A 21,728-nucleotide genomic window follows, 5' to 3' on the forward strand; every position below is an offset into this window, starting at 1 on the left:
CTAACGCTTTCAATTAAAATAAATTTTAATTACGGTCATAATTTTTGGGTATAGAGAAAGGAAAACTCACCTGCTCATTCAAATCATACTGCTTAAAATCGAGAGCAATATCCAATCGTGTTTTCTCTGTAACACTGATCCTTCTTTTCGTTGAAAATAAAAAACCTTTTTTATTTTCATAATCGCTGTAATTGACATCAGCTGTTCTGTTCCTGGTGATATTGACATCATCCAGCTTCAAATGTAACAAGCTATTGTTATTGGCATCAAGTGTGACAAGGTTTTTAAACCAGTTTCCAATACTCAACAAAGTAATAGTATTGGCTTTTTTAGAGAAAGCCACCACATTAGGATCAACATACACCGCATTCCCTATGATAAGATCCTGCAAAGTAAAAAGGTCCAGGGGAAGAGAGGTTATTTCCTGTAGGTAGTCAACACTGCGGGCGGTATAGGTTTTTTCCAGTTTATTAAGAAGCTTGACAGAATCTTTTGTGATCAGCACACGCATGGCTTCAATTCCCAATAAGGCATTCGCGGAGATCCAGATAGCACTATCCCTATACATCCTGATATTGGCATTGATGTTATATTTCTTTCCATCATTGCCTTCATAGTCAATATTAACCTTACTGGTAAAAGTATTGTACGGGATCCGGTTAGCATTGATATCCGAAACCATTTTCCTGAAATACTGTAAAGAATCTTCTTTCACACCTTGTAGAATAACTTTTGCAGAAGTGTCTTTTTTTGAAATAGCCGTTTGAATCTTTTTAGTGGACCGGCATGACGCCATCAATACAAGAGAAAGTATAAAAAATAGAATTCTGTGCATTCATTAATTTTTTCCGGTTGAACCAAAGCCACCTTCACTGCGTGAAGTTTCCGATAATATCTCTACCTGGTGCCAGGAGATCTTTTCTACCTTTTGAACCACCATTTGTGCTATCCTGTCACCATGTTGTATGACCTGCAGTTCACCAGAGAGGTTTATCAACAGAATCTTAATTTCTCCCCGGTAATCGCTATCGATAGTGCCGGGTGTATTCAAACAAGTCAACCCTTGCTTGATAGCCAGCCCGCTTCGTGGTCTTACCTGTGCTTCAAACCCTTCAGGCAATTCAATAAATAACCCGGTTGGGATCATTTGCCTTTCCATTGGTTTTAAAACCATAGTGCCCTGTAAATTAGCTCTGAGGTCTAAACCAGAGGAACCCTCCGTGGCATAATCAGGTAAAGGATTGGAGGATGTATTAACGATCTTTACAGCAATACTCATTGTTCCAAAGATAGGTTTGGGAGTGTCCAAAGATGTTAAATAGTTTCCAATAAAGCGGAAGCATAGGCAACAACACCCTCTTTCCTGCCAACAAAGCCCATTTGTTCGGTAGTAGTGGCTTTTACTGAAATATCCTTTTGACCAATACCTGCAATTGCTGCTATTGTTTGCTGCATCTGTTCTATAAAGGGTTTAATTTTTGGCTCCTGAAGGCATAAAGTACTATCAATATTGACTATGCGGTAACCTTCTGCATTGATCAATTCAATGGTTTGTTGTAACAGGATCTTACTATCAATATTTTTATATTGCTGGTCAGTATCAGGAAAATGAACTCCAATATCTCCCAGACAAGCTGCACCTAATAAGGCATCACAAATGGCATGGAGTAATACATCTGCATCACTATGTCCCAGGCCACCTTTATGGTAAGGTATTAATACCCCACCTATCCATAATTCCCTTCCTTCTGCCAATTGATGAAAATCAACGCCTAAGCCTATGCGGATGCCCATATAAATTATTTTGGCAAATGTAGGAATGCAAAGCGATGATAAGAGAACCGGGACAGCATACCAGTTAATAAAAAAGCGGCCCTTGAATACAGAGCCGCTTTAATATAGTATGATGTTCTAATGCTATTCTGTTGTTGCCGGTTCCCCGCTCAGATCAAATACCAGGGAGAAGCGAAGTGTATTGGCTAATGGGTTTTGGTTCACACCACTGTTTACTGGAATAAGGTAAGAAAAGTTGAGTCCAAAAACATTGTACTTAATTCCAACACCTGTTGTGAAATAACGGCGATTACCCTTTGTTTTATCTTCATAAAAGTACCCGGCACGTAAAGCGAACTGGTTATTGTACCAATATTCTGCACCAAGGGAAACCTGGAACTCCTTTATTTCTTCTGACATTCCACCAGGGGCATCTCCAAAAGAACTAAACCAGCTACCCACTACACTTTTTGTGCGGTAATTATTGAAATTGATCGTATCCTGTTGCGTTGGAGGATTTGAAGGTACTGGTGGGGTTGGCACCATTAATTTATTCAGGTCAACACCAAAGGTGACCTTATTGCTTTCATCTATGACCTTGGTATACGTGGTACCAATACCAAAGTTGGCAGGAATAAAATCCTTTTGTTCAGCATTATCAGTATAAGATATTTTAGAACCAAGGTTGGTCAATGCCAAACCAAACGCCCATCCCTGTCCGGATTCAGTAAGAGCCCTGTAATAAAGACCAATGTCTCCTGCTACAGCACTTCCCGCCTTGTAAGTATTACCATTACCGCTATAACCACTGGCAAGGTTTGAATAAATATATTTTAATCCTACACCGATACCCATTTTCTCAGAAAGCTTGCGGGAGTAGCCAAGGTCAAATCCAAATTCACGCGGATTGGATGTATTTAAAGGATTACCATTATTATCAGTAAACTGGATACTTCCTAAATTGAAATAGCGAAGTGAACCTGAAACTGCCTGGTTTTCGTCTAATTTATAATATCCGGCCAGGGAAGCCAGGTATACATCATTAACCAGTTTTTTCAGCCATGGTGTATACGTAACATTTACGCCTGCCACAGATTCATTAAAAGGAACTTTTCCAAGATTAAAAAACGAGGAGCTTGCATCAGGACTGGTGGCCAGTGACAGTTCACCCATAGCACCTGCACGACCATCAGGAGAAATACGTAAAAAAGGTACAGCCGTGGTCACAACATTAATTCTTTCCTGTCCAAAGGTGGGAAGAACGCCTGCAAATAAAAGCGTAAGAGCAGTCGTCAGTCGTAATGCAGTTGATTTCATAGTTCTTGTTTATAAAGTGCGTGAAAATATACAGTTTTGGTTATAAAAGGAAAATGTTTGGTTGATTTATATGGCTAAAGAATGACGAGGCGTTCCCATTTTTCGGCCGTTTTTCCATATGATGTTCTGATCTTCACGCGATAAACATAGACACCTCTGCCTAATTTATTACCATACTCATCCCGGCCATCCCATAGAATGTCATTGGAACGGTTTCCGGCTGAATTTATTGTTTGTATGAGCGTTTTAATAAGCTTGCCGCTAACCGTAAAGACCTCAACTTTTGCGTAAAGATCTTCGAATGGATGATTATGTTCAAACCAAAAACTGGTGGAGGTAGTAAAGGGATTAGGATAATTCAATACGTGTTCCAATCGTAATTCACCAGATTCGATCACGGTAAATTCGAGTAGGTATTCGCTTGAATTATTCGTCACATCCCAGGCTTTTATCTTTAAAGTATGATGCCCTGGATCAAGTTGTGGCATCTGGAAGCGAACAGTTCCCTTCTGGAAATTATCTAAGTCTGTTTCATAGAAATTATTCAGAACATAGTATTTATTATTATCATTATCCAGTGTTGCAACCAGATCGTGCCCAATACCTGAGCTGACTGTATTGATACCGGAAGAATCAACAAGCTTCACCAATAAAACAGGCGTTGCATTAGTGATGCTTCCATTGACAAATTTTTCATCATTGAGAAAGGCTTTGATCTCAGGGCCCTGGTGATCTTTATTGGCTGCTGTATCTAAACCGCCGATAATAATATTAGAAGAATACCCACTCCCTCCTTTGCTTCCATTTTCTGCATAAAGACTGATCTTACCCTTTCCATACTGGTAATTGATATCTTTTGGCAACCTGAAACGAAATAGAAACTTTCCATTCTCCACTGAAGCCTTTCCCTTAAAAAGAATGTTTGCCTGTTGCGTAAAACCTACAGGAAAACTTCCGGGGTCATTACCCAGTGTGCTGATGGTTTCAGGTTTATCAAGTAAAGTAAGATAGGCTGTACCATTAAAACCATTATCCGGAATATTATGCAGATCATTGATGAAGCCTTCTATTGCCACCAGTTCTGTAGCACTCAATGTATCTGGAGTTCCTGTTACATCCTTGCCATTAATGGTCCTGGCAGTCACTTTGAATTCCGGGAAGCCCAGGGTCATAGCCGGATCACCCAGCAAGGCAAATTTTCTGTTATTGATAATATCACCAGAATTGAGATAGGTGAAATTCTTGGCATCCAAAACTGCCGCTCCCAAGGTTTTATAACGTCCATTACTATCAGGAGTGAGTGCCGCTTTGAGGTAGTTTGCGTTAATGATCCTGTTGCTATAGGCAAATACTACTCGTGAAGTGGTCATTAATCCAATGCCACCCGTTTTAGGCCTGACAAGAATATTTTCTCCCAGGGAATTCACCAAGGGATTATCATAAGGCGCAAAGTCACAGGTTGCGGTTATGAATAATGGAAGTTTGGTGGCGTTGTCCCATTTGTTGACGATGGACTGATCGAGTACCACTTCTTCAGCCAGTCTTTGAGAACCTCCATGCCCGCTATAATTCCATATGAGAGTTCCGGAATAAATGGAATTATCAACCTGGATATTAGCTTCGGGATACCGTCCACCTGCTGATCCGCTTTCCTGCCTGAAAGCGTCGAGGTAGATCTTTTGTACATTAAAAACAGGGGCTTCCGAGGTTATAACTGCAGACAAAGATTCAGCATCCTGCAAATGCAGGTTATTATCCTCGTCATCTGCTACAAGATCTATATGATTGCGCCAGGACCCAAGTGAAGCAGCAGAATGGTAAACCATGACCTTGTCAACAAAATTTTTTGCCTCTGCCATATTCTTTGCAGGTATTCTGCCTATGCCAATATCGAGGGTATTAATCAGCAGGCCGGAATTGATATCCTCATTTTCTTCTAAAAAGCCATAAAAGTCATCAGATGTATAGGTACTTAAAGGGTCTAAGGAAGCATTACTTTCATATACCGGCACTAAAGCTGTATTATTTGGAACCCGGTCCTTGTAATCAAACGAACCCTTTCCAAACAGTAACAGGTATTTACCTGATTCTTTCCAGGTAGTTCTGTACCTGTCATAAAACATCCGGATGAAATTGCGTAATGCTGAAGGATCTGGAGACCCTCCTGAAAATTCATTATAAACCTGCTCGGTGGTGACTACAAGTGTTTTCAATTGGTCATGCTGCTGGTGAAAATTGGCCAGGCGCTCTGCTTCCGTTATGAATCCAGGTGGTGTAATAATAAAGAAATCGACAGAGGGATTGTCATGCAGGTTTTGATTAGCTACTTTGCCTTTAGCTACAGGTAATAAATAATTGTCTGAAAACGCAATATATTCCTTTAGCTCCCGCGCATCATTGGAAAACTGCAACTGGTTACCGGAAATGACACCCAACATTTTAGCAGGCTCCCCCTGATCCGAAATATCCCAAACCTGGGTATGTGAATCGGCATTAGATAATATATATTGAACCGCAGGCGTTCCCGCACTCAAAAGGTCTCTGAAAACCAACTGCCTTGAAACAGGCATCTCGAGGTTGCGTCTATAAAATAATTCAAACCAGTTTAGCCAGCCCTGGGCATTAAAACTGCCGGGAGAAAAGCTAAGTGTTACTATAGGATCAGGAGTGGCAATAAAATTATCTTTCTTCTCCACCTGCCGGGCAAATGGGTCCAGTATACCCGTACCCACAGCTGGAATGGCAATTTGCTGAACAGGGAATCCATTAATTGTTACAGAAAAAGATGAGGCAACATTTATAGACCGGGCAGACAAATTGGTTGTTATGCTGGCTTGCCGACCGGGAATGATGCCAGGAATTGCTGTTATTATGCTCCTGGACAAGGACTTCCCAGGCGCACTGGTCATTTCTTCTCCATACCATTCTTTTCCACTTGAAAGGAAATTTACACTATCAAGCTCATGAAAATAGTGTTCATCGAAAGAAGTTATAGTTGACTGGGGAACAGGCGGAATAGTTTGCTGTTTAATCCTTTTCCCAACACCCCCTATAGTAATGAAATAATAGGCTTTATCATTATAAAGGTTCTTTGTATGATGAAATGAATGGGTATTGGAATCCAGTTCCCAATGGTCGGGACCGGGAGAATAGAAAAGTAGTTGGTCCGGGCCATTAAAAACACCATCTCCGCCATCTTCTACTACAACGGCTATTTCTTCCAGGTCGTCCATTGCCTGAGCGGCGTTTGATTCCGGCAGCATTCCTCCCCCATTTCCATAAATCCTGATCTGAGCTGACGGAATGGCTCCCTGGAGGCCTAAAGCTGACAGGAAAGTGGGGTCGATTTTATAAATCCCTTCCCTGCCAACGCTGATCTTATACCAGTTTCCGGAGGCCAAAACAGAGGAGGATTTATACGTTCTTTGGGCGCCCGCCATCAGCATTGAAGCTGTCAAAACACTCAGGATCAGTAGCTTTTGGATAGGGAACATGGTGATGGCTATCGTAGAATTAACATGTAAAAAACGTAAAACCCCTTAGACATTTAATATCATTCTATCTATATTCGCACATCTGTCTTATAAAACTATTGGGGGTAACAATAATTCCAATCTGACGGCGTTAAAGTTATTCCAAACAATGGTTAAACCAAGGCAGACACATGAAAAATCCATGTGTTCCTTTAGAAAGACAAAAAACGCAACCATGCAAGTAAGAAATTTTTTAATCCTATTATCCTGTGCCGCAGCGCTGACCTCGTGTAAGAACGGCCTATTTGGCAAGAACAAAAAAGACAAATCCGATGTAACAGGTTGGAACTACAATGACAAAAACCAGGGTGGTTACCAGGTAGCCAAGTCCCAGGAACAAGGCTTAGGGCCAGGTTTGGTTTTTGTTCAGGGTGGTACCTTTACAATGGGTCAGACTGAGGAAGACGTAATGGGCAACTGGGATAATATCCCCCGCCGTGTCACTGTTCCTTCATTTTACATTGACCGTACCGAGGTAGCTAACGTTCACTACCGCGAGTATATCTTCTGGCTAAACAGGGTTTTCAATCCTGAGGACGATCCCAACAATCAGAAAATTATGGATGCTGCTTTGCCAGACACTTTGGTTTGGCGTAGCGAGTTAAGTTATAATGAGCCTTTGGTGGAGTATTACTTCCGTCATCCTGGCTTTAACTACTACCCTGTAGTTGGAGTTAGCTGGAAGCAAGCCCACGATTTTTGTCTTTGGAGAAGTGACCGTGTGAATGAAGGTATCCTGATGCAAAAAGGATATGTTTCTCCACAAGGTGTACAAGGACAGCAAGGACAGGAAAACTTTACAACTAAATCTTACCTACTTGGACTTTACCAGGCTCAGCCAGGCAAAGGGGCAACTTCCAAAAAGAATCCTTTAAAAACAGCACAGGGAACTCCCCGTACAAATGTTACAATGGAAGATGGCCTATTACTACCAGATTACCGTTTGCCATTTGAAGCTGAGTGGGAATATGCAGCATATGGATTGATCAATCAAAACCCACGTCCTTCTACCAAAGAAGGAAAAAGAGGGGAAGAATTGCAATCGAACAAGCAGGTTTACCCATGGACACATAATATGAATTCCAGTGGATTGCGTGATACAAAACATGGCAGCTGGCAAGGTCAGTTCCTGGCCAACTTCAAAAGAGGGTCAGGTGATAATGCGGGTGTTGCGGGTGGTTTGAATGACCGCGCAGTTTACACTTCTGAAGTAACCTCATTCTATCCAAACGGTTTCGGCATCTACAATATGGCTGGTAATGTTAGTGAGTGGGTGGCCGACGTTTATAGGCCTCTTACAGGTCTTGATGTCGCAGGGAATCAGGATGATGTAGCTCCTTACCGTGGTAATAAATACCAGAAATTGTATGTGAAGGACGCAGCTGCAACAGATCCGAATGAAAGGTATGAAAGAGATAGCACTGGTCGCGTTAAGATGACGGATGTAACTGACGAGGAAAGCAAGAACCGTCGTAACTACCAGCGTGGTAATGTGATCAACTTCCTTGACGGTGACAGCTTATCAAATGCCTCTTATGGCTACGGCATCACTACCCTTATTTCTGATAAGTCAAGGGTATATAAAGGTGGAAGCTGGAATGACCGTGCCTACTGGCTGGTTCCCGGTACACGCCGCTACTTAGAAGAAGACCAGGCCTCCAGCACTATTGGTTTCCGTTGCGCTATGGACCGTATGGGTAGCCCGGAAGGTAACAAGAGGAAAACCGGAAACTTCTGGAAAACGAAAAAGCAAAAAAGATAATCCTGAAAAACATCATAGACACCCCTTCCAGTCAACCTGGAGGGGGTTTTTTATTCAATAGACTTTCACCTATTACATTTGCCAAATGAATATAGAAGAACTTTATACTCTATACCTCCAAAATCCATCTATCCAAACCGATACCCGCAAACTGAATAAAGGAGACATGTTCTTTGCTTTGAAGGGACCGAGCTTTAACGGCAACGAATTTGCTACCAAAGCTCTTGATGCAGGTGCTGCCTATGTTTTAATTGACGATGCAAACTATGCCATTGATGAACGGACAATTTTAGTAGATGATGTATTGAAAACCTTACAGGATCTTGCTCACCACCATAGACTACAATTTGATATCCCTTTTATAGCCATTACTGGCAGTAACGGAAAGACAACCACTAAAGAGTTGGTACATGCTGTACTATCATCTTACTACAAAACATATACAACTGAAGGCAACCTAAACAACCATATCGGAGTTCCCTTAACAATTTTAAAGATCAGGCAGGATGCTCAAATGGCTGTGATAGAAATGGGTGCCAATCACCAAAATGAGATTGCTTCCTATTGTGCCTATGCAATGCCCACCCATGGTTTGATAACCAATGTAGGCAAGGCGCACCTGGAAGGATTTGGTGGCGAAGAAGGAGTACGGAAAGGCAAGGGCGAACTATTTGATTATTTAAGGCAACACAAAGGAACCGCCTTTATTATGTCAGACTATGAGTACCTGCAAGAGATGAGCAAAGGCATACCGGGGATTTATACCTATGGAACACATGGTGCAGAAGTTACAGGAAATATTTTTCAAACAGATCCTTTTTTAAGTGTCCAGTTTAACAAGGGTTATGAAGGAATTATACAAACCCACCTGGTAGGAAGTTACAATCTACCCAATGTATTATCAGCAGTAGCTTTAGGTGTTTATTTCAAGGTATCTCCGCAAAAAATCAAAGAGTCCATTGAAGCTTATTTGCCATCTAACAGTCGTTCACAGTTAATGCAAAAAGGGAACAACAAGATTATATTAGATGCCTATAATGCAAATCCCAGCAGTATGAAAGCTGCTATTGAAAATTTTGCAAGGATGGGATCCACTGACAAAATACTGGCACTTGGCGCTATGGCGGAGTTGGGAAAAACGAGTGTAGAAGAACATGAAAGCCTTATAGAAGAAATCAAAAAATATCCCTGGAAGGATGTCATTCTGGTTGGCGGAGATTTCCAGCAAATAAATCATCCATTTCATCAGTTTCCTTCTTCTGCGAAAGCGGGAGAATGGATGAGAGGAAAATATGAAAATGCTTACCTGTTGATTAAAGGCTCCAGGAGTATGCAGATGGAAAAAGTCCTGGACTATTTGTAATGAATATGGAGACAGAAAAACCTCATAGAAGCTATTTGATAACTATCATCACCTGCCGTTGTCCAAGATGCCGTGAAGGGAAACTTTTTAAATATCCCCTCACCTTCCGGTTTAACAAAAACATGGAAATGAATGAGACCTGTCCTGTTTGCGGGCAAATAACCGATATAGAAGTAGGCTTCTATTATGGAACAGGTTATGTAAGTTACCTGGTTGCATTATTTCTTACAATTATCAGCTTTCTTCTTTGGTTATTGATCATTGGTTTTTCTTTCAGGGACAAACGTTTTTTATATTGGATCAGTTTTAATTCCATCTCCTTGTTATTTCTCCAGCCATGGCTCATGCGTTTTGCCCGTAGCTTATGGCTTTCCTGCTTTGTGAACTATGATCCTGAATGGCCAGACCATAAACCAGAAGATCCCGAGCGGATCATTAAAGAACAAATGAATAACTGGTAGATCTTGCTATAAAAAAAGCAGGTCCTGTAGAAACAGGACCTGGATATGTGCATTAAAACATGCACATGAGAAAAATATCTTAATGCGGCAAAACTACTTGATTGCACCCTATTCAAATAAAATAAAAATCACAAAATTTTGCCTTATAATATGATCCTTCTCATCAATTAATTCTACTTGCATAAAGTAATTAAATACTTGCGCAAGTCTGGAGCTTACCTTCTTAAGGGTAAACCAGTATATATTTTGATAAGTGGTCAAATGCCATTATAGGAAAAGCAGCATTAGTTGGAATTCGCTCTATCTTATAGAAGGAAACCAACCGCTAATGTTCCAGAAAATAACTGAATCAAATAAACTGGTTTTGAATAAGCCCATGGATATAGATATGATCTATTATTCCGAGCTTGAAGAATGGTACACGACCAATGCATTCAGAAGTTTTAGCGTGAAATATGTAGTTGATAATTGCATTTACTATAAGATCGATAGGAAAGAACATGCGGTGAATGCCGGCACCTATTTGACTGCATGCAAATATGATAATGTATATGCCTATAATAAACTTCCGATAAAAAGTATTTGTATTGACATTTGCCCGGATACAGTTTTAGAAACCTTTACTGTACTTACCTCCAGGCACGAAGACTTTGATAATTTTCTTTCAGGGCATTTTAAATACCCGGAGTTTTTCGAAAGTCTGCACTCCATAACCAATACTACCATTGGTGCTAAACTCCGGCAATTGCTTACCAGGATAGAAAAGGAAAAAACCCCGGAAATCAACAAAGAATGGTTCATGGATCTGTCCGAAAGGATCATCTACCAGGAATATGGTAATTACCTCGCACTAAACGAAATAAATTCTGTGAAAGCAACTACCAGAAAAGAAGTCCTGCATCGCCTGCAACTGGCAAAAGAGTATATGGATACAAATTTTTTGGAGATAGCAGAGATCAAGGAAATCTCAGATCACTGTAATATGTCGGAATACCATTTCTTCCGCAGGTTTAAGGAGGTATACAAAAAGACGCCTTACCAATATATCACTGAGAACAAAATGCAATTGGCTCGTAAATTATTAACAGAGAAAAATCATTCTGTTTCAGAGGTAGCCATCCTATGTAGCTTTCCTGATGTATTTACTTTTAGTAAAAGCTTTAAAAAGTTTTTTGGCACTCCCCCATCCCAGTTCAAATAAGTCATTATACACCTATAAATTTTGACTTGTCAATTATTCAGTTGATAGTGTAATCCCCTTATCTATTAAAACAGGCAGGCGGTAGAAACCGCCTGCGACTACTTAATAATTTTTATCTATTGACAGACTGGGAACAGTCTCTCGCACATGAGAATAATTCTATAACAAATTAGGGTTTATATACTGCATACAATTGACATCTTATATGAGGCATGAACTATGAAGTACAGAACATGAATACTCCTTATGAATCAGAAGGGAGTGATTAATGGAAATCCTTTATTAAAGAAGCAGGGAGTGATCCCTGCATCTTGCACTTTTTAAATATTATTTAAGAAACTGAACTTTTAATATCCCTGGTTTTGCTGTTCTCTTATCGTTGGGTTGGCATCCAGTTCTGCCTGTGGTATGGGAAAAATTCTTCTGAAGCTATTGGCTGCAATAACCAGAGGAACATTGCCTGGATAATTACCAACAAGGTTAACCCTGACTATATCCATGTTATACCTTGCCAGGTCCCAATAGCGATGACCTTCAAAGGCAAGTTCTTTTCTCCTTTCCAAAAGAATATCAGATAAGAGTGCGGCACCTGAAGATGTATAACCAGCAAATGATGGATCTCTCCTTGTTGCCACTGCATTTAAATATTCAAGTGCCAAAGGTTCATTTCCTGTCTGGTACGCAGCTTCAGCAGCAATCAAATAAACTTCCGACATTCTAATAACCTTAAATTCATCTTTATCGGGCGAGCCTGCATTTGGAAATTTGTTTACCACTTTTGCATTGGCACCCCTGGTTGGGCTGCCTACAACAATGAGTTTTTTTCTAACATCCGTATTGCTATACGTATTATATAATGATTCAGTTGCCAATGCATCACCATAACCATTTTGATCATAGAAATAAGGAAGGGAAGAATTACCAGCATTATTGTTGGCATCAAATACAACTTCGAACAAGACTTCCTTTTTATCATTTCGATCCTTGTTGTTTTGCCAGAAGGACATTACTTCATTCAACTGTAATAAAGAATAACCGCTGTTATTGATAACATCCTGTGCCGTTGTTAAAGCCTTTGGCCAATCGCCCTTGAATTCATACATCCTTGCAAGCAAAGCTGTAGCGGCATATTTTGTAAAAAACCCTGAAGACTTTTGAATGGTTAATAAACCAATAGCCCTGGTAAGATCCTGTTCTATCTGTGCATACACTTCCTTGAGGCTATTTCTTGGCGGCTTTAAGGTTGGATTGTATTCAAGTATTATAGGCACTCCCAGTCCGTTAGGGTCCACTGTATAAGGCTTTGCAAAATGTTTGGCTAATTCAAAATACATGAGTGCCCTGATAGATAGTGCTTCCCCGCGCACCTGCTCAATTTCTGCAGTTCCTTTCAATGGGCTGTTGATCACATTATTGGCACGGAGAATGGTACTGTAGGCTGATTGCCAGACACCTTGCGCATTTGAATTGGTTACAGTATAATTTACCTGGAAAAAATCAAGGTAGCGGTTACTATTAACCGTGGAAATATATACATTATCTGCAAGCAGGTCAGCAAATAAGGGAATTGTTCTCCCATAAAGATTCACACTTCCCAGGTTGGCATAGGCCCCGCTCAATGCCGCTTTCATATCGGAAACATTTGAGATCGCAACATCCGATCCTATGCTGTCATAAGGCCTCAGATCAAGGAAATCCTTTTTGCAGGAACTAAACACCAGTACAATTATGAATAGTTTTAGTCCTGCAGCCTTTAAATAATTTCTTGTAGTCATATAGAAAATGCTTTTTATTAAAAATGAAGATTCCCTTATAGTTGAATATTAATTCCAACTGTAAAGGTTTTAGGTATAAAGAACTGCAGGTCATTGGTGCCATTGATGCTTTGCTCAGGGTCCATGGTTATGTTCTTATCAAAGGTCTTGGTCCAAAGGTTCGTTCCGCGTACGTAAAAACTGAATTGAGAAAGCATTAATTTTTCAGCTATAGATGAAGGCATATCAAAGCGCAACGTAAGGTTCCTCAAGCGTATAAAATCACCTTTATAGAAATACCTGCTGGATGCTGCGTTAGATGTTGTTGAATTAAAGAAATCGTAACGTGGCACATCTGTTATATCACCAGGTTTTTGCCAGCGTTGCAGTTGCTTGCGGTTGTGATTCAGGGAAGCAAAAGCACCATCACCTGTGAATAGGAATCCCCACTGGTCATACAGAAGATTTCCATACTGGTAATTGAGTTGTGCATCCAGGCTTAAGAATTTATAGGCCAGGGTTGTACTAAAGCCGCCAAAGCCTTTAGGTGAAGCGGAACCTATAATGGTTCGGTTAGCCTTACTGAAATCAGAAGTGGTTTCATTCTTACTTTCATTGGTGTACCATAAAGGGTCTCCTGTCTGCGGATCGGCTCCAGCCCATAAACGCGTAAATATGGATTGTACATCTTCACCCACGCGGATAATATATGGCAATGAGCGTATCTCAGTTTGGCCTTCCCTTAGGCGGGTAACTTTATTCGAGTTCCAGCTTCCATTAAGAGATATTGACCAGGTAAAATCCTTTGTTTTTACGGGTGTAGCATTAACAGTCACTTCGTAACCTTTATTTTCCATTGCGCCCACATTATTATCAAATGAGGTAAATCCGCTTGTTGGTGATAATGGCTCGTTGAGCAGCAATTGGTCAGTTTTCCGTTTATAATAATCAGCTTCAATATTGATCCTGTTCTTCCACAACCCGATCTCAACACCTATATCCAGCGGCTTGTTTTGTTCCCATGTAAGGTTTGGATTACCTACATTATTAGGGAAGCTTGCGGGCAAGCTATTATAGGTTCCGGTAAACGAATAGGTTGCTCTCCAGTTGTAATTGCCGATGCCCGCATTTCCATTAACACCATAAGATGCGCGCAATTTTAATAATGAGATCATATCAACGCCGTCCATAAAAGCTTCCTGGTCAATATTCCAGGCACCTCCAACACTCCAGAATGTACCATAACGATTATTCGCCCCAAACCGGGAAGAGCCATCCCTACGCAAACTTCCTGATAGTGTGTACTTATTTAAAAAACTTACATCCGCCTTTGACAACCAGGATACAAAAGAGTAATCTGATCCCGCAAATACGGGTGTCAATGGTGTAACAGGTGAAGGATACACAATAGATGTGGTCAGTGGAAATCCATTTCCGGAACCATTCTGAGTCAGCAATTGAGATTTTTGCGACTCGTATCCCCCGGTTAAATGAACATCCAGTTTATCTTGAAGAGTACGAAAACTGTAATCAGCCAGGTTGGTCCAAACCCAATTAAATAAACGGTTGTAACTATTAAAGAATAAGCCTGTGGTGGCAGGATCATTGGTAGAATAATCACCAAAGAAAGGATTGTAATAGGCATTCTCTTCAATGTTACTATAGTCTATGCCGTACCGTGAAGATATCTTTAAATTATCCAGGATCTTAAATTCTCCATTTACAGAACCTAACAATTTGGATGTTTGATTATGCAGCCGGTCATATTTTCTAATGGCCAGTGGGTTATAGATCTGGTTAAATATTGTAGGATCATAATTGGGTGTTCCATCAGGATTATAAGCTTCCAACGTAGGAAGTAAGGCCATGCCGGCAATGATCGGGTTACGGAAATTGGCACTCTCTGACTCACCCTCCTGGTTAAATGATGATAGGTTTAAATTGGCACCAATCGATAAACGTTTACTAGCCTGGTGTTTCAGGTTGGTATTAAGGCTATACCGTTTAAAGCCGGATCCTATGATCTCGCTAAGCTGCTTAAAATATCCTCCCGATAGGAAGAATTGGGTTTTGGCATCTCCTCCCGAAGCAGAAAGATTGATTTGTTGTTGCTGTCCTCTTCTCTTAACCAGGTCAAGCCAATTATAATATGCTGTAGAGTTATATCCTAATTGTCCCAATATATCATCTACATCCGCTTGTGTCCCCCCCACATGAAGGATTCCTTCAGTGGTTAATTGCTTAAATTCCTCCTTATTTAATGGTTGTGCAAGATCCGGGAAGTAGGCAATATCGTTTGATCCAAACTCTCCATCTACTCTTATTTTGGTTTTACCTGCTGCTCCTTTTTTAGTGTTGATAAGGATCACACCATTTGCCGCACGTGATCCATAAATGGAAGCAGAAGATGCATCTTTCAATACACTGATGCTTTCAATATCATTAGGATTCAAACCTGCCAATAAATTGCTTGAATTGGTAGCATTGGAAAAATCTCCTGTATTTACAGGAATTCCATCAATGACAAATAAAGGTGATGATGAAGCATTGATAGAACCAATGCCCCGTATCCTGATATCCTGGAAACTTCCAGGTTGCCCGCTTGGTGACACGGATTGCAAACCAGCTATCTTTCCCTGCAACATTTGATCAACAGAAGGCATGGGAATATTTTCCACTTCGCTTCCGGATATCTTGCTCACTGCACCGGTAACCTTCCTTCTTTGCTGCGTGCCATAGGCAACGACCACTACCTCATCCAAACCAGTTTTCACTCCTGGAACAAGAGCAACACTATAATTGACTTCGTTGGTAAGTGCCACTTCCCTATCATCCAATCCGATATAGGAAATGATCAGCGCAGTGGCATTGGAAGGCACAGACAAGGAGAATGACCCATCTGCTGAAGTACTGGTGCCAATATTGGTACCTTTTACAATAACAGAGGCATTGGGAAGGCCGTTGCCCTTATCATCGGTAACTCTACCGTTTATATTCCTGGCCTGAGCTAATACCTGCATACTGAGCAGGAATAATCCAAAGCATAGTAAAAATAATTTTCTCATCAGCTTTACATTTACCTGCAAGACCATTAAAAGCATGATACTGCTTCAGTAATAGCTGATTGAAATAATGAAGCATGAATATTATAATGTAAACCCCTGAAAATAACTTCTGAATTGGCAGTTCATGATTTGAGAAAAGATAAATAGTAAAAATACAGGTTGGTATTGATTAAAGTTATTTTCCCCACCCACCTGCACCTTGTTGCCGGCGCATTTAACCACAATAATTTCCGTTCATCATTTTAGCAATCATTGACAAACGCTTTAAAGGTTTAATATATAATTTACGAAACAAATCGTGGATCATGGAAGCACTAACAACTATGAAGAAAAAGAAAACCCGCCTGGTCGTACGGAAAGGCAATGAGAACATTGCTCTAAAAGTGGAAGACATAGCATTTATATACCGGGACAATACCATAATTGTGGCAGTAGACAAAGAAGAGAAAAAATATCTATGCGACAGGAATCTTTCTGCCCTTGAGGAAGAATTGGATGAATCAGTGTTTTTCAGGGCTAACCGTAAGTACCTGGTTAATATTCAATACATAAGAGGTTTCAAAAGCTTTGAGAAAGTAAAACTGGAAGTCAGCCTTTTGATACCCACCTGCAATCATAGCATTATTATTAGCCAGGAAACAGCTCCACTTTTCAAAAAATGGATTAACGAAGATTAGTTTTTTGCTGATAATGGTAATTTAATGCCCAGGCATGGATGAATTGCTTTCCTCAAAGTCACTAAAGAGCCTACCTACCCAATTTTATATACGGTTAAGATAATACCTACCTGAACCCTACTTTAAGCCTACCTACTACCTACCAACTTCCTACCTGGAGTATAGATACTGCGTGTTGATCACGCACTATCTATACTTCATCTATACTTCAGATAGGGCGTTGGTATACTTCAGATAGGGGAAATACGGGGGAAGTAGAAGGTCGGACAATAGAACAGTAATGTTGATTGTCGAAGAGTAGTAACGGTAAAGCCCTTTAAATGTTGAAGGAAAAAGGATAGTAACCTAAATAATGCCTCGGCCTCTGATTTGATACCGAAGTGGTTAAATAATGAACTAATTATTAATGAGTTAATGTATAAAAAAAGGAATTAATGCAGAAAGCCGCTTTAGAAGCGGCTTTCTGCATTTGCGGAGACTGAGGGATTCGAACCCTCGATACCCTTTAGAGGTATACACACTTTCCAGGCGTGCTCCTTCAACCACTCGGACAAGTCTCCTGTTCCTGGTAAAGAGGGTGCAAATTTAGGCTTTAGAGCTATAGTTTGAACAGCTTCCTGGCATTTTCTGTAGTTATTTCTGCAACCTGGTTCAAACTAAGTCCGGTGATAGTGGCTAATTTCTCAGCGACAAGCCTGGTATAGGCAGGCTCATTGCGTTTTCCCCGATAAGGCACAGGAGCTAAATAAGGTGCATCAGTTTCGAGAATGACTTTTTCTATACCTGTTTTTTCCAATATCTTGTCAAGACCTGCATTCTTAAAAGTGGCAACACCCCCGATACCCAACATAAAATTAGTAACCATCAGTGACATAGCTTGTTCATAAGTACCAGAAAAACAATGGAATACACCTTTAAGGGTTGGATATTGTTTAATGACATCTATGCATTCATCTGTGGCATTCCTTGAATGGATGGCAATAGGAAGGTCATACTGCAAAGCCAGTTCAATTTGGGCATGAAAACATTTAAATTGCTGATCCGTAAAGGTTTTATCCCAATAAAAGTCAAGTCCTATTTCCCCTATTGCGCAAAATTTCCGTTGCTCCAGGTATTCACAAACAACTTCAAGTTCTCTTTCAAATGATTCGTTTACAGAACAGGGATGTAAACCCATCATCGCTAAACAGGAAGGATTACCTGACTCAGTGTGTAACATAGCATTGTGCGTGCTGCTATCAATTGCAGGCATGATAATGGAGGATACCCCCGCCTCTAATGCTCTTTTTATACAATCTCCCCTGTCATTATCAAATTCAGGCAAGTAAATATGCGCATGAGTATCAATCAAATACATCGTAAGAAGAATTACAAGGCAAAACTGGTTAAAAAAAGATTAAGAAGCCTTTAAACTTAAAGCAAAACTTCCTTTCTTAGAACCGTCAAAAGGTCGCAATCAAAACTAAGTCATGAAAACTACTCCTTTCCTTACCCAATTGATTCTTTTCGCTTGCCTGGCTGTTTTTACCATTTCCGGATGCAAAAAAGAAACAAGCAGTTCAGGTCTTACTTCAGAACAGGAAGAAGAAATTGCTACATTCTCTGCCGAGTCAGAGACCAATAACGAAGTGATTTTCAATGATGTATTTGACAATGTTATTGGAGTGAACAATGAAGTAGGTATGGCAGGACTGGGGGTTTTTGGAAGAACAAATCAATTGCTTACCGGAGGTCGTGAGTCGGGAGTAGATTCATTGACCTGCTATAAAATATCCATAGTACGTTTAAATGCTCCTGAGTTATTCCCCTTGCAAATAGAAATTGATTTTGGTGGAGGATGCCCTGGAAAAGATGGCCATAACAGGTCCGGTAAAATAATCAGTACCTATACCGGTCGCTTAACCAACCCCGGTAAATCAGCCACTACGGTATTTGAAGACTTCAGGTTTGATAGCCTTACCGTAGAAGGCAGCCATACCATTACAAATTCTACAACAGCCGGATCCAACCGGAGGCAGTTTACCATAGATGTAACTGATGGTAAAATCACATCCCCATCAGGATCCTACTCTACCTGGACGAGTCACCGGGTAATTACCCAAATAGAAGGTAATGGCACACCGGATATTCCCCTTGACGACATTTTTTCTATTACCGGTTCAGCTCATGGAAAGCTAAAGCGGGGAGATGTATTGAATGCCTGGCATTCGGAGATCGTTGATCCATTAATCAAGCGCTTTTCCTGCAGGTGGATTTCTAAAGGGATTTTGAAAGTATGGAGGGAAACCTTACAAAATACATCCCAGTGGGCAGGAACCTTGAATTATGGAGATGGCACCTGCGACTTTCTTGGAACTTTGACCATAAATGGCACTTCCCATGCTATCAAGCTTCCCCATTAAATTATTTACTGACAAAGCTTAAATAGAATTTTATATTCCGAAAAAGTTTTTACCTTTAAACCAGTTTTCATAGGGTACGGATTAAAAACGGGCCAGGGTTTCTACCCAGGCCCTAATTATTTAGGGCCTTTTATCTTACATATTCAATCTTTCTGCATATATATCCCTGTTCATATAGTTGCTCTAACACTAACGGTAAAGCATATTTTAAATGAGAAAAGGCTTTTTCACTGTCATGAAAAACAATGACCGAACCCGAAGTATAATTTTGTAAAACATTCTGAAGGCATTCTTCAGGGCTTATGGATTGATCAAAATCAGCACTTAATACATCCCACATTACTATTCTTGCTTTTTCTTTTTTTAATGCTGATGAAATACGTTTTGATTGCGAAAGTTTTATTTTACCATAAGGTGGTCTGAATAAATTGCTATTGATAACTGTAGATGCTTTTTCAATATCCTCTACATATTCAGCAATAGAAACTTTCCATCCATTTAAATGACTGTAAGTATGATTTCCTACTGCATGCCCTTCTTTTAAAATCTGATCATAGATACCAGGATTTGCACTTACATTCTTACCAATACAAAAGAATGTCGCTTTGGCATTATATTGTTTCAACAGACCCAGGACCCAGGGTGTTACGTACTCATGTGGACCATCATCAAAACTGAGATACACTTCTTTCTGTTTCGTTCGCACTCTCCAAACAAAGGATGGAAATAAAACCCTTGCCAACCATGGAGTCTTTATGAAATACCGGTGCATGTACACGAAGTTAGAAAGCGATGCTGATGTTATTGCTTGAAAAACAAATTAATTGACAAGGTTTGTTGCATGCATGCATTGGCGTAATTCAATTGAATCAACAGGTCGTACTTTTGTAATTATGAATAATAAAGTAAGAGTACGCTTTGCACCAAGTCCGACAGGTGGTCTGCACCTGGGAGGTGTACGCACGGTGTTGTATAATTATTTATTTGCCCGGCACTATGGCGGCGAATTCATTTTACGTATTGAAGACACTGATCAAAGCAGGTACGTGGCTGGTGCCGAGGAATATATTTTTGAAACGCTGAAATGGTGTGGCCTGGAACCTGATGAAAGCGCTATGCATGGTGGTTCTTTTGGGCCTTACCGTCAAAGTGAAAGAAAAGAATTATACAGGAAATATGGTGAAGAGCTGGTGAATAAAGGCCTGGCCTATTATGCTTTCGATACTGCACAGGAACTTGATGAAATGCGGAACCGCTTACGTACCGATGCCAATACAAACCCACAATATGACCATAGTGTGCGCATGCAAATGCGGAACTCTCTTTCACTGTCAAAAGAAGAAACAGATTCATTATTACAATCCAATACACCCCACGTAATACGCATCAAAATACCGACTAATGAGACAGTAAGTTTTACGGATATGATAAGAGGTGAAGTAAGTTTTGATACCTCAATTGTAGATGACAAAGTATTATTAAAAGGTGATGGCATGCCTACCTATCACCTTGCTGTGGTGGTGGACGATTACCTGATGCAAATCACACATGCTTTCAGGGGCGAAGAATGGCTTCCCAGCGCTCCTGTGCATGTTTTACTCTGGCGCTATTTATTCGGTGAAGAAGCTATGCCTCAATGGGCTCACTTACCTCTTATCCTGGGACCCAGTGGTAAACTGAGCAAAAGGGATGGCGCCAAATATGGTTTTCCTGTATTTGCCATGAATTGGCAAGACCCAAAAACTGGCGAAGTGACTGAAGGATTCAGGGAAAGAGGTTTTCTTCCCGAGGCATTCATCAATATGCTTGCAGTATTGGGTTGGAATGATGGCACAGAACAGGAAATATTTACCTTAGAACAACTTGCAGAAAAGTTCACTATTGAAAAAGTGCACAAGGGAGGAGCTAAATTTGATTTTGAAAAAGCGAAGTGGTTCAATCATGAATGGATTAAAAAACTCCCTGCTTCAAATTACATCAATGAAGTAAAAAAAGATTTTGAAAACAAAGGCCTGAGTAATATCGATGAGGACTATTTTGAAAGAATTTTAAACCTGGTAAAGGAGCGCTGCTCAGTGCTGGCAGACTTTTATCCGCAATCTTATTTCTTCTTCAAAAGTCCTGCAGAAATTGATGCTACTCCAATAAAAGCAAAATGGAATAATGACAAGTCTGGTTTCTTTAAATCTTTTGCAAAGTCATTAACAAGCATCAGCGACTGGAATGCAGCTTCTATTGAAACCCTTTTCAAGCAATTAGCAGAACAGGCTTCCATTAAAGCAGGTGAATTGCAATTACCCTTCCGGTTAATGCTTGTTGGTGGTAAATTCGGCCCACCGGTTTTTGAAATAGCAGACATATTAGGTAAGGAAGAAACTGTTTCAAGAATTCATTACGCAGTTGATCTTTTTGACAAATAA

General features: G+C 40.3%; 16 protein-coding genes and 1 tRNA gene. 7 read left to right on the forward strand and 10 right to left on the reverse strand.

Going from position 1 to position 21,728, the window contains the following annotated elements; genetic code table 11:
- Positions 1–25: 25 nt before the first annotated feature.
- From lolB1 to porU, 5 genes are all read right to left on the reverse strand, one after another.
- Entirely contained in the window at positions 26–835 is an 810-nt protein-coding gene (lolB1, locus tag BP74_RS05990; RefSeq protein ID WP_496372068.1) for a lipoprotein insertase outer membrane protein LolB1, read from the reverse strand.
- A gap of 3 nt (positions 836–838) precedes the next feature.
- A complete protein-coding gene (gene dut, locus BP74_RS05995; protein WP_496372070.1) occupies positions 839–1,279 on the reverse strand; it encodes a dUTP diphosphatase in 441 nt (146 codons plus the stop codon).
- Positions 1,280–1,314: 35 nt separating this feature from the next.
- A complete protein-coding gene (gene ispF / locus BP74_RS06000; protein WP_496372072.1) occupies positions 1,315–1,794 on the reverse strand; it encodes a 2-C-methyl-D-erythritol 2,4-cyclodiphosphate synthase in 480 nt (159 codons plus the stop codon).
- 123 nt (positions 1,795–1,917) lie between these two features.
- Positions 1,918–3,090, reverse strand: a complete 1,173-nt coding sequence (gene porV, locus BP74_RS06005) for a type IX secretion system outer membrane channel protein PorV (RefSeq protein ID WP_496372074.1) — start codon at positions 3,088–3,090, stop codon at positions 1,918–1,920.
- A gap of 74 nt (positions 3,091–3,164) precedes the next feature.
- Positions 3,165–6,584 (reverse strand): type IX secretion system sortase PorU, encoded by a 3,420-nt coding sequence (porU, locus tag BP74_RS06010; RefSeq protein WP_496372076.1) that lies wholly within the window; start codon positions 6,582–6,584, stop codon positions 3,165–3,167.
- A gap of 214 nt (positions 6,585–6,798) precedes the next feature.
- Between porU and BP74_RS06015 the strand changes: the two genes are divergently transcribed.
- The 4 genes from BP74_RS06015 (at position 6,799) to BP74_RS06030 (ending at position 11,410) form a co-directional block, all read left to right on the forward strand.
- Complete coding sequence (locus BP74_RS06015) at positions 6,799–8,385, forward strand: SUMF1/EgtB/PvdO family nonheme iron enzyme (protein WP_496372078.1); 1,587 nt, start codon at positions 6,799–6,801, stop codon at positions 8,383–8,385.
- Positions 8,386–8,470: 85 nt separating this feature from the next.
- Entirely contained in the window at positions 8,471–9,748 is a 1,278-nt protein-coding gene (locus BP74_RS06020) for a UDP-N-acetylmuramoyl-tripeptide--D-alanyl-D-alanine ligase (RefSeq protein WP_496372080.1), read from the forward strand.
- Between the two features lie 128 nt (positions 9,749–9,876).
- Positions 9,877–10,209, forward strand: coding sequence for a DUF983 domain-containing protein (locus tag BP74_RS06025; RefSeq protein ID WP_496372082.1), 333 nt, complete (start codon positions 9,877–9,879; stop codon positions 10,207–10,209).
- Positions 10,210–10,537: 328 nt separating this feature from the next.
- Complete coding sequence (locus BP74_RS06030) at positions 10,538–11,410, forward strand: helix-turn-helix domain-containing protein (protein ID WP_496372084.1); 873 nt, start codon at positions 10,538–10,540, stop codon at positions 11,408–11,410.
- 347 nt (positions 11,411–11,757) lie between these two features.
- On the opposite strand, the gene BP74_RS06035 is transcribed toward BP74_RS06030, so the two are convergent.
- Together BP74_RS06035 and BP74_RS06040 are read right to left on the reverse strand one after the other, a co-directional pair.
- Entirely contained in the window at positions 11,758–13,185 is a 1,428-nt protein-coding gene (locus tag BP74_RS06035; protein WP_496372086.1) for a RagB/SusD family nutrient uptake outer membrane protein, read from the reverse strand.
- A gap of 35 nt (positions 13,186–13,220) precedes the next feature.
- Positions 13,221–16,229 (reverse strand): SusC/RagA family TonB-linked outer membrane protein, encoded by a 3,009-nt coding sequence (locus BP74_RS06040; RefSeq protein ID WP_496372088.1) that lies wholly within the window; start codon positions 16,227–16,229, stop codon positions 13,221–13,223.
- A 305-nt stretch (positions 16,230–16,534) separates the two neighbouring features.
- On the opposite strand from BP74_RS06040, the gene BP74_RS06045 reads away from it, so the two are divergent.
- Positions 16,535–16,906, forward strand: a complete 372-nt coding sequence (locus BP74_RS06045) for a LytR/AlgR family response regulator transcription factor (protein ID WP_496372090.1) — start codon at positions 16,535–16,537, stop codon at positions 16,904–16,906.
- A 472-nt stretch (positions 16,907–17,378) separates the two neighbouring features.
- Here BP74_RS06045 and BP74_RS06050 read toward each other — a convergent pair.
- A tRNA-Ser gene (locus BP74_RS06050) sits at positions 17,379–17,466 on the reverse strand.
- 38 nt (positions 17,467–17,504) lie between these two features.
- On the reverse strand, positions 17,505–18,263 hold the full coding sequence (locus BP74_RS06055; RefSeq protein ID WP_496372092.1) for a TatD family hydrolase: 759 nt from the start codon (positions 18,261–18,263) through the stop codon (positions 17,505–17,507).
- 112 nt (positions 18,264–18,375) lie between these two features.
- Here BP74_RS06055 and BP74_RS06060 point away from each other — a divergent pair, with 112 nt between their 5' ends.
- Entirely contained in the window at positions 18,376–19,308 is a 933-nt protein-coding gene (locus BP74_RS06060) for a hypothetical protein (RefSeq protein WP_496372094.1), read from the forward strand.
- A 130-nt stretch (positions 19,309–19,438) separates the two neighbouring features.
- Here BP74_RS06060 and BP74_RS06065 read toward each other — a convergent pair whose 3' ends face one another.
- Positions 19,439–20,080 carry a polysaccharide deacetylase family protein gene (locus BP74_RS06065; protein WP_496372096.1) on the reverse strand — a complete coding sequence of 214 codons (642 nt, stop codon included), beginning with the start codon at positions 20,078–20,080 and terminating at the stop codon, positions 19,439–19,441.
- 121 nt (positions 20,081–20,201) lie between these two features.
- Here BP74_RS06065 and gltX point away from each other — a divergent pair, with 121 nt between their 5' ends.
- The gene (gene gltX / locus BP74_RS06070) at positions 20,202–21,728 is read left to right on the forward strand and encodes a glutamate--tRNA ligase (RefSeq protein ID WP_496372097.1); all 1,527 of its coding nucleotides are present in this window, start codon (positions 20,202–20,204) and stop codon (positions 21,726–21,728) included.

It is taken from the genome of Flavisolibacter ginsengiterrae DSM 18136, assembly GCF_059568575.1.